This is a genomic window from Bacillus sp. sid0103, assembly GCF_019219025.1.
Map to the genome: position 1 here is coordinate 34658 of NZ_JAHUWN010000030.1, position 12218 is coordinate 46875.

Consider the following 12218-nt stretch of genomic DNA (forward strand, 5'->3'; position numbering starts at 1 on the left):
AGTTTTTACAACATTATTTACGAAAAAAGCTATTTAAAAGAAGGAAAACACCCTTTTTGATAGAATGTAAGTACTTTAATTAAGAGGAGGATGATCTCAATGGAGAGAAGAAGTTTACTGGTATCTTCCTTACCAGGATATAACGAAGAAATTGGCCGATGGCTATGGTGTTTAGAAGATGTTCGCCGTACTCTTTTAACAGAATTAACTGGTATCAGCCAATCGATACTCGATACCAAAATGGATGAAAGACAAACGATTGGCTCGCTGTTGTATCACATTGCCTTGATCGAGGCAGATTGGTTATATGAAGAGGTACTTGTTACCGAATGGGATCCCGAAATACGCTCGATGTTTCCGTTAGAACACAGGTCCCAAGACGGCTCTTTAGCCCACATGGAGGGACAAAGTTTAGAAGAACATTTTCACCGCCTAAATAAGGTTCGTGAAGTATTTCTTTCCCACTTTCGTTCAATGGACCTAACAGATTGGCGTAAACCAAGAGTACTGGAACAATATGACGTCACACCTGAGTGGGTTGTGTATCATTTGATTGAACATGAATCCCATCATAGAGGTCAGATTTTCCAGTTGCTTAAAAAATTAAGGAATGATTAATAATTGGTTTTACTTTCTCCATGATTTTTAATATCTTCCTATCCAGCTTAATATGCCATTCTTGAATGAGTAGGGATTCTTTTGTTACAATAAATTTACAAAGAATTTTATAGGGTTTCATTCATTTTTGCCTAATTCTATATGTAAGAAATATTAAAGGAAGGAAGTGGAGAGGATGAAACGACAAAGAACCTTTTTTCTTATTAAAGATTTGATATTTGAACTCAAAAAGCCCGAAATTACACTAAAACAAATCAGAGTTTCAGAGATTAAAATTGAAAATGAGGAATATAAAGCACTTCGCAAAAAATTCGATGAAGATGTTTTTCATATAGAAAAAAAACCTGAGGGTTGGTTTATAACGGAGAAGGAGTAAGCCCATCTCGTTTGAGAAGGGTTTTTTCATGTAAGGATTTGTTATTTCATATTGAACGATCTGATTAAGTGATCAACGAGATTAATACATAATAGTTGATTATAATAAAAAAAGAACTATTAGTACTTATGCTGAAAAAGTTTTAATTTTTAAGAAAAGGAGCAAGAAGATATGTCAATAGCAGTTATATATGGGGGAACCCGTCCAAATGGCAATACAGAAACACTCACAGAACACGTTATTCAAGGAATCGCTCCAGAAAAAATTTACTTAAAAGAACATCATATCCAACCCATTGTAGACATGCGCCATTCGCCCGATGGATTTCAGGATAGAAATGATGAGTATAACTCCATCATTGAACGTATCCTGCCGCATGACATTTTAATATTTTCTACTCCCATCTACTGGTACAGTATGTCGGGAACTATGAAAAACTTTATAGACAGGTGGTCTCAAACATTAAGGGATCCAAAATTTCCTGACTTCAAAAATAAAATGGCGTCCAAAAAAGCATTTGTGATTGCTGTTGGAGGCGATCATCCATACCTGAAAGGTCTGCCCATGATTCAACAGTTTAAGTATATCTTTGATTTTATGGGAATGGATTTTGGTGGATATGTCCTTGGAGAAGGGAACCAACCTGAGGACGTTCTACAAGACAAAGCTGCACTTTTCGCTGCTTCTCAGCTACAAAATAAGTTAATAAATGCTGAATGATGCACTTAAAAGGATCAATAAGGTGGCTTTGCTGCTCCATTGGAAAGACTATTTGTTGAAGGACACGCTGCAAAGCTCGAAAAAACACAGGAAATCAAAGAACATACAATCAATCGTGCAAAAGAATTAGCCCAATCGTTTTCATTTATTTGGGCCAATAGAAGGCGGATCGATTTGGAGATCTGCCTTTTCTTGCGGCGCTCCTTTTTTAATGAGTTAACCAGCAATTTAGCATTCCTTTAGAACGTTATTTTTCGACTATGAAAAAAATGGTGCTCCTCAGGTAAGATATGAGTAAAAATCTACGCCTTTTTTCACTTAAGTGCGGAATGTTGGGTGTGACGTTTTTTATAATGATTTTACTATATATTTCTTTATACTCAAACTGATCAGTAAGATTAATGGAATGATAAGTTGTAATGGTATATGCAAATAAAGTGGAACGACTTTCAATCCAATGAACAAGTGTTGAATGATGTTTTTAGATAATGTAAATGCAAATAAAAAGGTTAGGATTGTTGCAGCTATAATTTGTCGATTTTGCTTTGCCTTTGGAAACAATTGAGCAAGAATCATTAACCCGCCGTACATATATATAGAAATTTTAACAAATCCACCTATAAGATTGAGTATCACCACAAAAGCGTCTAAGTGTGGCAGGAAATCTAAGACGGCGGTTAGCTCGACAGCCTTTATAAAAGGAAATACATACAAGTTGACTGTTTCAGGGCTTAACAAGCCTAATATCATTTCTCCGGCTACAAGTAGTAACACTCCAGTTGTACACACAGAAATCCAACCGTATTTTCGTAAGGCTTTTCTATCGTTTACATAGGGAAATACCATGGTAAATACGATGAGCTCTCCATACGGAAAGGTTAATCCGGTAGGGAATACGGAAGAAATGATCTGCTTCCAGCTCGTCCGAAAAACTGGAGTTAAATGGCTAAGTTCAAAATAAGGAGATAGGTATCCAAATACCAGGAGTACCAAAATAATAACGCATGTAACTGCACATAAGATCAATGAGCTTCTTGCCGTAGCTTCGATCCCAAGGAAACAACTATATGACACCACCAAAAGAAACGTGAAGGATATAAACCCAGAAGGGATATTGTTAAATAGCACTTGACCGATGAAAAAAGAAAAATCTTTCAACACTCTTCCGGCAATGTATAAAAAGTATAGACAATAAATAAATCCAAGTAGTTTGGATATCCACTTTCCAAATCCTAGTTCTAAGAGTTGAATTAAGTTTCCCCATTTGCCTAATGAGTGAAGAAGGACATAGAAATAAAAAATCCCCACTCCCAAACCTACCGACAACAAGATCGTGATCCAAGCATCTTGTTTTGTTTCGAAGTTCCATCCTACGACAATAGCACTTCCTAGCAAAAAGTTGATCATTAAGGAAAATATTTCAATTGGCGCTAATCTGACCATCATCCTATCGAGTCCTTTCCATAAATAGAGTCAATTTTATTGCGATGAAAATTCTCCTGGCTCTATAAGATCAACCCTCACTCTTATCCGAATGGGTACGGTTGAATAGACGGAATCCCAATCATTTTTAACCCTGTCCCACCGATCAGGTTGTTTTCGATACAAAGTTTCTCCAAATCCATCTATATCGGTTTTTTTATTTTGCGTTTTCTTTATCAGATGATTAATCTGGTTTTGAAGGTCATGTTCTGCATCATGTTCCAATTGGGCAATGGCTTGGACAGTAGAAGTGTCCATCTTGCAAGACACATCCGACACTTCAGCTTTTATTTGAACCTGAAGAAGAAAGGATGGAACTCCCTTTTTATCTAGTAAATGTATAACAGATTTGCTTCGCATGTCTTTCCACGTCACGTATCCAGACTGTTTACGGCACTTCGTTACCATTGTAGTATCTTGTATTTTGGTTCGGGTTAACGCATATAGGTTGCTTTCCTGTGAAGAAAGCCAGTATGAAAATCGTTGATGTTGAAACACAGCTAATCCTTCTATCTCTACTGTCATATCTGGACTCGCCTTTTCTATATTGCTTTTTGAAATTCCCTTTGAAGTACGACCTATTTTGGTAATATAAGGGATGGTTAGTTCTGTCCTATTTTGTAATACCATTCCCTTTATTTTGTCGGCAGTCATATCCGAGAGATTCCCCCAGGACTCACGTTTTCGATTCAACATTTCTTCGAATCTTGTTCCCGAAACCTTTTGAATAGGCATGATGATTTGAAGCAGTTTATCTGGTTTCACTCCCTTTGATATGACCCACCTTATATTGGAAGGAAGATTGGATTCCCGCAAAAAGTAATCCGCAAGAGCATTTATTCCTTCGGATTTTACCAATGATTCCCCTAATACAGCCACTTCCACGCTTTCCAAGAAGATTGTCCGCGAGAATTTATTTTGAATACGGTCGATTGCTTCAGGAATGGTTCGTCCGTGTGCACTGTACGTATACGAGCCTAGTTCAGCTGCTCCTTCTTTGCTGGTGGCAGCTGGATTATATTTTTGGAGGGTAACGATGTATCCTTTTTTACTTTTATCAATCCCGATCGCAGAAATAACGCTAATTTTATCCAACATGTTGTCCTGTACTTGTTTGCTTATCATTAAGGCGATGGTTAATCCTATCGCTAGATAGAGGGTTATAGTTGATTTCCTTAGCATACGTTTCTCCTTTTTACCCTTTATCTGTCTCTTCCATCATTTCTTCGTTCATGTAATGAGATTCATCGTTTGTCATTTCCTCTTGTGATAGCTGAATAGCGCTGTCTTTTAAATCATGAGCAACGAGTGGAGCGAAAGGCGATAAATAAGGTACGCCAAAGCTACGCAAAGAACAAAGATGAAGCAATAATAGAAGTGACAACAAGGCGATTCCGTAGAAGCCAAGTGCTGCACCCATGGCAGTAAAACAAAGAGAGATATTTGTTGCAGCTATTCTCAGTGTATTAATAGGGACAACACTTAAGAAAATATACGTAACACTGACTACAACTAAGCTAGCAGCTGCTACTAATTGCGATTCTATTGCAGACTGCCCCAAAATGATTCCTCCAAAAATGGACACTGTAATAGCAATGTTTTGAGGTAACCGAGTGGAACTTTCGTTTATTGCAATTAGCACAATCGTCAAAACGGTTATTTCTAACGATGTTGGAAATGGTACCAATTCTCGTTGTGATACAAAACCCACTAGCAGTTTAACAGGTAACAAATTTGCATGGTAGGTCACAAACGCTACATACATCCCAGGAATGTACATAGAAAAAATAAATAGAAAAAAACGAACCAATCGCGGATTGACTAAACCTGTTTTACCTTGATAATAGTCCTCCGGTGTTTGGAAGAATTGAATAAGAACCGCAGGAGCAATAAGAACAAAAGGCGAACCATCTACAAAGATTGCGATTTTTCCTTCCAGCATTTCGCCAGCAACTACATCAGGTCTATCCGTATTGAGCATGAGTGGAAAAAAAGACTTGGTCTCCTTCGTCAGAACCATTTCAATGTAATTTGCTTCCAGCACTGCATCCAACTGGAGGTTTTCTAGGCGTGCATAAATTTTGTCTAGCACTTGTTTATCCACTATGTTTTCAATGTACATAACCGATACACCAGTTCGGGTGTTTGTTCCATACTGTTTGGTGGTTACTCTTACATTCGGATTTTTAATAATCTGACGAACGAGAGAGATGTTTGTACTTCTATTTTCGGAGAAACCGACATCAGGTCCTTTAGCAACTCGTTGTCCTTTCGGGCTTTCTATGCTTCGTCCGTTCCATTTGGCTGTATTGGCCGAGAGAAACGTATTTATTCCTTCCACCATAACAAGGGTTTTGCCTTCCAGCAACTCATTAGAAGCATGTGTCACATCTTCCACGCGTGTAATATTTATCGATTGAATGACAGCTGATTCCATAAAAGCTAGCAGTTCCTCATCCGTTTTAGAATGGGGTATGTAGAACGATACTAGGGGTTCTATTACGTGTCGTTGAACAACGTTCGAATCGGCGATCTCATCGATGAATAGAACTGCCGCTTTTTTATCTATACTTGTCAAATAAATTTCTCTTATTTGAAAATCAGAACTCTTACCTAAAATAGTATTTAAAATTTGTATATTGTTTTGCAGAGCATTTGATACCTCGCTGTTCACTTTCATTTTTACCACCGCATTTTAGTTCAAATAGATAACTTAGTTTTTCTTAGTTGGTAAATAAGTATGTATGTGATGAAATCAGTCACTTTTTTAGATAATGGTGTTTTCGGGAAATAAATAATGAGCACTTTAAAACTATTTACAAGCGTTTTCCGAAAAAGCGGAATATTCCTGTTTTCCGGAAAAAGGTATATGGATTATATTCCGAAAAAGCGGAAAATATTTATTTTATTTACACAAGAAAAAGATATAAATGATTGTTACCTAAGGATTCCTGCCCTTTTTAATTAATTCTGAATAATAAAAAAGATTTGGCATAAAACTTGCTACTTAATGATTATTAAGAAAGGAGGCATTTTATAGAATAGGAGGTTAGAATTTTGTAACCGTTTTCTGTAGATAGGTTGTACCGCTCATACATGTCGATAAATGAATACGCTTTCGGAATAAGCATCAGCATGTTTCCGAGGCATGATTCTATAAAAAAGGGGAAAACAGAATGAAGAATGGAAAAATAATTGATTCGTTTGAAAAAGCCATCGATGATATCCATGACGGAGCCACGATCATTGTCGGAGGATTCGGCCTTTGCGGGATACCAGAAAAGGCTATTCTGGCTTTAAGAGATAAAGGAGTTAAAGACTTAACCGTTGTGAGCAATAATTGTGGTGTCGATGATTGGGGACTCGGACTTTTACTTGCGAATAAACAAATTAAAAAAATGATTTCCTCCTATGTTGGAGAGAACAAGATTTTTGAACGACAATTTTTAAGCGGGGAATTAGAGGTTGAGCTCGTGCCACAAGGTACCCTGGCTGAACGAATCCGTGCAGGCGGTGCCGGCATTCCCGGATTTTATACAGCAACCGGAGTTGGAACACCGATCGCCGAAGGAAAAGAACATAAAATTTTTGACGGAAAAACCTATATCCTTGAAAAAGCCATTGTTGGCGATTTTGCCTTAGTAAAGGCTTGGAGAGCGGATTCGTTAGGGAATTTAGTTTACCACAAGACGGCCAGAAATTTTAACCCGTTGGCAGCAATGGCTGGAAAAATAACGATCGCAGAAGTAGAAGAAATTGTCGGCGCTGGTGAACTAAATCCTGACCACATTCACACACCAAGCGTCTATGTGCAGCGACTATTAGCAGGGAAAGGTTATGAAAAGAGAATTGAGAGACGGACGGTTATTCAAGCATAGGGAGGAGAAATTTCAATGGATGTACGTCAAAAAATTATCAAGCGGGCAGTGCAAGAAATACAAGATGGGATGAATGTCAATTTGGGTATTGGAATACCGACGCTATTAGCAAATGAAATACCTGCAGAATACAGTGTTTTGCTTCAATCAGAAAATGGTCTTTTGGGAATCGGGCCCTATCCGGAAGAGGAACATGTGGATCCTGATCTAATCAACGCTGGGAAAGAAACGGTCACAACGGTTAATGGCGCTTCTTATTTTGATAGTGCCGAGTCCTTTGCCATGATCCGCGGCGGCCATATTGATTTAGCCATTCTTGGCGGTATGGAGGTTTCAGAAAAAGGAGATCTTGCCAATTGGATGATACCAGGGAAAATGGTAAAAGGCATGGGCGGAGCGATGGATCTTGTAAATGGTGCTAAGCGCATAGTTGTGATCATGGAACATGTCAATAAATATGGCGAGTCTAAAATTAAAAAAGAATGCACACTTCCACTAACAGGGAAAGAAGTCGTTCATCGCCTCATTACTGATTTAGCTGTATTTGATTTTACGCCTGAAGGAATGGTCTTAGTGGAAACACAAGAAGGGGTTACACTAGAGGAAGTTAAGGGAAAAACTGAAGCCTCTTTTACAATTTGTACGGAATTGCTGGTTACTGCTGTATCTCAGTAAAAACAAGACTAAAAACGAAGATGCAAAACAGCAATGAATGTATGAAATGTGATTCTTTCAAACTATAAATTAAGAAAACCATTATTTTCAGTATTAAGAATTGGAGGGGATTTTTTGGTTAAACGTAAAGTCTTAGCGATAGCTGCTGCCTCTGCATTAATGTTTCCGCTTGTTCCTCAGAATTTCTTGCAAAAGAGTGTCTCTGCTGCCTATTCTCCAGAAGTATCGGGGGCACAAGACGTTACGGTTAGCATGTTTGATGGGACAAACGGAAACTGGTTAACAACGAAAAACCCGTCACAATATGCAGCCGCAACTGCCTTTGGGAATATAGGACTGACTCCTTATAATTGGGGGAAAAAGGAAGAAGGAACCGGTTGGTATAACATGTACAACCCTGCAGCAGTAAGCGGTGTTCAAGTAAACGGTATGTTTGACGATGCGAAATTTGTCATTCGTGTACCAGACAACTGGAATGGAAAATTAGTTGTAGCCGGCATCCCCGCGACTCGAAATGAAACGGCGACCGATTTACTGTTTAGTGATTATGTTTTAGCAAAGGGTTATGCATTTGCTGCTACGGATAAAGGAACACAAGGGGAAATTGATCCTACCGATTCACTCGCAAAAGTAAAGAACGCCTTAGTTGCAGAGGATGACAGTATCTCTGAATGGAATCAACGCTATAGACAATTAACCATTGCAGCACAAAAATACTTAACTGAAAATTATCGTGATAAGCTGATTAAAGAGAGTGATAGGAAAACTCCAGCCAGTAAGTTGATTACAAAAAAACACAAAGTTCCTACCTATGCGATGGGAATTTCAAATGGCGGTTATGTCGTCCGTTATGCACTTGAACATGACGGCCCAGATAAGACAGGGGAACCCGCTTTATATGATGGCGGAGTGGATTGGGAAGGTGTGTTATGGAGAGCGAATGAACCGAATTTAATTAGTTCGTTAACACAAGTCGTCAATAATGCTGAGAAAGCCCTTTACGGTACTGGCGAAGAAAAGCAAACAGCAATGGAAAAAATGTATAAAGCTGGTTTACCGAAAGGTTCTGAAAAACTGTGGGGTTATCATGACCAGGTCTACTGGTTCCTCACATTAAATATTTATCGGGATGAACTTGATTCAACCGCTCCAAATCAAATTGATTGGAGAAACTATTTAAACTATAAAGATGGTATTCGTGATCGTACCTACGATTCCATCTTTAAAGATTACAATTATATGTTACGCCCGAGCGAAGTCAAACAAAATGTAAAAGCGATTGAAAATACCGGCGATATTGATGTGCCGTTGATTAGTATAACTGGTTCTTGGGACTCTTTAATTTTTCCGTCCATCCATGCGGATGCTTACGACAAGCTAGTAAACCAAGCTGGAAAAGGCAAATTACACCGACTTTATACTATTGAAAAAGGAAACCATGTCGACAGCTTGGTCTGGAACAATCCAACGGATCCGAATAAAGAGCTGCAACCTTTACTTCCGTACGCCCATCAAGCTTTTGACTTACTCGTGGACTGGGTGGAACATCATAAAAAAGCACCTAAAAGTAAAGTCATTACATCCCCGCAGGATCATACAAAAGTGTTAGATATTAAGACTGGTAAAGAAGTAGATCCGAAGTAGAACCTAACTTGCAGAGACATCAAAATGATACATCTGATAATCTGTCTCTATTTAAGTAAAATCACTAAATAGTCTTAAGAGAATCCATCTTTGACAAAAAGATGGGTTCTTTTTTTTAAATAAGAGTCGATTACAAACCTTAAAAAACTTTTTTAGATTGAGTATATCACGTTAATAAAAATTACTTTGACAGATAGAGTAATTTCCGGTATGGTTATGAAATTTCGAAGGAAATTAGCCTGCGGACAAACAATCGATTTCAAATTAAAGAGGCGACTCTTTATGCGGTGTTTCAGCGGCTGGAGAAGAAGGAACTTATCGAATCTTACGTGGGAAGTGTTAGCCAAGGCGGGAAAAGGAAGTACTACCGAATCACAACCCTCGGAAAAGCCTATTTAAAAGAAATGAGTAAGGAATGGATTGAAACAAAAGAAGTGATCGATTTGTTTATGGAGGGATTAGAGTGAAAAAGTTAAGAAATCATGTCGATGAGTTGTTTAAGGATGTTCCGGAGAGTGAGCAAAAGCAGGCGATTAAGCAGGAGGTTTTGGAAAACCTGGAAGAAAAAGTGTTGGACTTAATGGAACAAGGTAAGGAAGAGGAAGATGCCATTAATAAAGCGATCGTTGATTTTGGCGATATTGAAGATTTAAAGAATGAGCTGGGAATAAAGCAGCCAGTGAAAAAGAATATGTCAAAAATAAATTTGGGCTTTTCCATTTGGGGGAGTATCTTAATCATAGCCCTATTTGTGTTTATTAATTTTGCTTATTCACCTGGGACCATTTGGTTTGTCTATCCAACATTTGGGGTATTATGGTGGCCTTTGTCTATGTATTTTCATTGGCAGCGTTCGAAGTAAGGAGGGGGAGCCATGAAGAAATTTGATGCAGGTTTTGCCGCAGCGGGAAGTGTAATGAGTATTATCTTTTTTATACTAGTTAATTATTTAACTAGCCCCCATTATCCGTGGTTTATTTATCCTTCCATTGTTCTTTTACTGTGGCCAATTGGTTTGTATTGTTTGAAGAATGGGAAACACAAACACCTTTCACTTTCCTATTCCGCACTTATTATCGCTTTTTTGACCGTTGAGAATTATCTGTATTCGCCATACTCTCATTGGTCTCTATATGCAATTTATCCTATTTTCTGGTGGCCCATTCTTATCTATTTAAAAAAGCATGCGCTAACATTAACGGTTGCATTGGCAGGGAGTACCAGTATCATTTTATATTATGCCATTCTTAATCTGCTGCTATCACCAGGTTATCCATGGGTGATCTTTCCGACATTTGCAATTGTTTGGTGGCCGCTTGCCATCTATCATGCTAAGAAAAAGACCTTTTTTGAATTCTCTATTCATGCTACTCTAATAATCGCGGTCTTTTTTATCATCCTAAATGTGATTTCTACACCGCATACCGTATGGGCCGTATACCCGATCTTTTGTATACTCTGGTGGCCGCTAAGTATGTATTATTTCGTCTATAAAAGAAAACTAATAAAGTAATTTATGGTGTCAGGCACTATAAAAAGACAAATGTCTTTTTGCGGTGCCTGACACCATTTTAACGTCTTGTCCTTTTGGGGCAGGGCGTTTTTTTTTCCTAATGCAATGAGCTGCCAACGGAGGCACTTTTTTTTGATGATATGCACGAATAATGGAATTGATTAGGTTAGTGAAAAATTTGTCGAAATTTCACGAAAAATATCATTTTTATGTATTCGCTTTCAATTGTTAAAATCATTCTATCTAAATGAATATTTGAAATATTTATATTTTTAATGAAAAATGTTCCTGTTTAGTTCAGAATGGCAAGGGGGTATTAATAATGAAGCAGATACAGACAAGGAAAATAACAAGGGGTAGAAGGGGAAATAAATTAAAGGTAAAAATCTCTCGATTATCGATCGAAGTTCCAGAGTGCATTAAAGACGATTTTCGGGAGGCAGTTGAAAGAAATGGAAAGACTATGAAGGATGTTTTAACATTATATATGCAAAAATACATATGGAAACAAGGAGAATTACAAAGAAATAGGCAAAGACGACGCGAGGATATTGGATAAGGCCTTTTTCGTAAATTTTGTTGCTTGTGGAGCTTAATTAATAAGGATCATTTACTAGGTTTCTAGGCGATTTTCGCAAATGTTCTTACGTAAAGATGCCACGAAGCACTTTGTTATACGGGTTGATGAAATGATACGAAATACAGCAAACTATGCGAAAATCGCCTTGGATAAAGAGGCTGTCCATGGTAATTGCTAAATTAATCAATTAATAAATTAAAGCTCTTCTCAACTGAGAAGGGCTTTTTTCTGCTAATTTATGGATATCTGTCCTCATGAACGCCCCATGAGGACAAATTTTGTATTTTATTTTGAGTTTCTGTTCGCATGAACGTTGCATGATGAAAAATAATGCATATTGAAATAGCCATTAAAACAGGTAGATTTTCAATTAAAATATGTAGGTAAATTTTAATAAATATTTGTAGAATAACCAAATTTATAAGTAATTAGTCCCGTTTTTTAATGAATTTCCTTGTAAACACGAACATTAAGACTTATATTTTCAATAATATTCACTTTTTCGTTGTAATTCAATTATAAGTTTGTTATATTAAGAAAGTAATAAACTTATATATCGTTACTCGTATATACTCGGTAATATGGTCTGAGTGTCTCTACCTAGTTCCCAATGAAAGAACTAGACTACGAGTTAAAGTATTTGGCCTCTATTTCGGCAATTTTTTTGCCTTAGCCATTATTTGAGGTAGCAGAAATTTCAATTTTTTGCTAATTATCGATACTTTGACTTTC

General features: G+C 37.5%; 13 protein-coding genes, 1 pseudogene and 1 riboswitch. Of the genes and pseudogenes, 11 read left to right on the top strand and 3 right to left on the bottom strand.

Annotated features, from left to right (window positions below; translation table 11 throughout):
- Positions 1-99: 99 nt before the first annotated feature.
- The 4 genes from KW850_RS26020 (at position 100) to KW850_RS34360 (ending at position 1957) form a co-directional block, all read left to right on the top strand.
- On the top strand, positions 100-618 hold the full coding sequence (locus KW850_RS26020) for a DinB family protein (RefSeq protein WP_218350661.1): 519 nt from the start codon (positions 100-102) through the stop codon (positions 616-618).
- Between the two features lie 175 nt (positions 619-793).
- Positions 794-994, top strand: coding sequence for a hypothetical protein (locus KW850_RS26025; RefSeq protein ID WP_218350662.1), 201 nt, complete (start codon positions 794-796; stop codon positions 992-994).
- 171 nt (positions 995-1165) lie between these two features.
- On the top strand, positions 1166-1714 hold the full coding sequence (locus KW850_RS26030) for a flavodoxin family protein (RefSeq protein WP_218350663.1): 549 nt from the start codon (positions 1166-1168) through the stop codon (positions 1712-1714).
- Positions 1715-1753: 39 nt separating this feature from the next.
- A complete protein-coding gene (locus KW850_RS34360; RefSeq protein ID WP_218350664.1) occupies positions 1754-1957 on the top strand; it encodes a hypothetical protein in 204 nt (67 codons plus the stop codon).
- A 105-nt stretch (positions 1958-2062) separates the two neighbouring features.
- Here KW850_RS34360 and KW850_RS26040 read toward each other — a convergent pair whose 3' ends face one another.
- Genes KW850_RS26040 through KW850_RS26050 form a run of 3 tightly spaced genes read right to left on the bottom strand, consistent with a single transcriptional unit; the run spans position 2063 to position 5876 of the window.
- Positions 2063-3160 carry a GerAB/ArcD/ProY family transporter gene (locus KW850_RS26040; protein WP_218350665.1) on the bottom strand — a complete coding sequence of 366 codons (1098 nt, stop codon included), beginning with the start codon at positions 3158-3160 and terminating at the stop codon, positions 2063-2065.
- A gap of 33 nt (positions 3161-3193) precedes the next feature.
- Positions 3194-4378, bottom strand: coding sequence for a Ger(x)C family spore germination protein (locus KW850_RS26045; RefSeq protein WP_218350666.1), 1185 nt, complete (start codon positions 4376-4378; stop codon positions 3194-3196).
- A 13-nt stretch (positions 4379-4391) separates the two neighbouring features.
- The gene (locus KW850_RS26050) at positions 4392-5876 is read right to left on the bottom strand and encodes a spore germination protein (RefSeq protein ID WP_218350667.1); all 1485 of its coding nucleotides are present in this window, start codon (positions 5874-5876) and stop codon (positions 4392-4394) included.
- Positions 5877-6372: 496 nt separating this feature from the next.
- Here KW850_RS26050 and KW850_RS26055 point away from each other — a divergent pair, with 496 nt between their 5' ends.
- The 7 genes and pseudogenes from KW850_RS26055 (at position 6373) to KW850_RS26085 (ending at position 11465) form a co-directional block, all read left to right on the top strand.
- A complete protein-coding gene (locus KW850_RS26055) occupies positions 6373-7074 on the top strand; it encodes a CoA transferase subunit A (RefSeq protein WP_218350668.1) in 702 nt (233 codons plus the stop codon).
- Between the two features lie 15 nt (positions 7075-7089).
- Positions 7090-7749 carry a 3-oxoacid CoA-transferase subunit B gene (locus tag KW850_RS26060; protein ID WP_218350669.1) on the top strand — a complete coding sequence of 220 codons (660 nt, stop codon included), beginning with the start codon at positions 7090-7092 and terminating at the stop codon, positions 7747-7749.
- A 159-nt stretch (positions 7750-7908) separates the two neighbouring features.
- Positions 7909-9393 (top strand): alpha/beta hydrolase, encoded by a 1485-nt coding sequence (locus tag KW850_RS26065; RefSeq protein ID WP_218350696.1) that lies wholly within the window; start codon positions 7909-7911, stop codon positions 9391-9393.
- A 206-nt stretch (positions 9394-9599) separates the two neighbouring features.
- Positions 9600-9860 (top strand): annotated as a pseudogene (locus KW850_RS26070) (PadR family transcriptional regulator); the annotation flags it as partial.
- Entirely contained in the window at positions 9857-10255 is a 399-nt protein-coding gene (locus KW850_RS26075; RefSeq protein WP_218350670.1) for a permease prefix domain 1-containing protein, read from the top strand. The pseudogene KW850_RS26070 and the gene KW850_RS26075, both read left to right, overlap by 4 nt.
- Before the next feature lie 12 nt (positions 10256-10267).
- Complete coding sequence (locus KW850_RS26080) at positions 10268-10906, top strand: 2TM domain-containing protein (RefSeq protein ID WP_218350671.1); 639 nt, start codon at positions 10268-10270, stop codon at positions 10904-10906.
- 322 nt (positions 10907-11228) lie between these two features.
- Positions 11229-11465: a hypothetical protein gene (locus KW850_RS26085; RefSeq protein ID WP_218350672.1), complete on the top strand. Its 237-nt coding sequence runs from the start codon at positions 11229-11231 to the stop codon at positions 11463-11465.
- A 564-nt stretch (positions 11466-12029) separates the two neighbouring features.
- A riboswitch (purine riboswitch) is annotated at positions 12030-12133 on the top strand.
- The last annotated feature ends 85 nt before the right edge of the window (positions 12134-12218 follow it).